A 288-nucleotide genomic window follows, 5' to 3' on the forward strand; every position below is an offset into this window, starting at 1 on the left:
CCTCACTTCGTGAACTGGAACAGCAGATAAGACGGGATATTGAGGACGGTATCGATAGCACAGGCAAGAAAATGACGCTTTGCCAACTCTACGCCAAACAGAACGCACAAAGGGCAAACGTGAAGAAAAGCACACAGAAACAACGGGAACAACTCATGCGGTTATTGAAAGAGGACAAGTTAGGTGCTAGGAGTATTGATACGATAAAACCCTCTGACGCTAAAGAATGGGCGTTACGCATGAAAGACAAAGGCTTTTCCTATAACACCATTAACAACCATAAACGCT

General features: G+C 44.4%; 1 pseudogene. It reads left to right on the forward strand.

Annotated elements, in window-relative coordinates:
- Window positions 1–288: pseudogene (locus tag LI112_RS18020) on the forward strand (site-specific integrase); the annotation flags it as partial.

The sequence above is a fragment of the Blautia sp. 210820-DFI.6.14 genome (genome assembly GCF_020558815.1).
GTDB lineage: Bacteria > Bacillota > Clostridia > Lachnospirales > Lachnospiraceae > Blautia_A > Blautia_A obeum.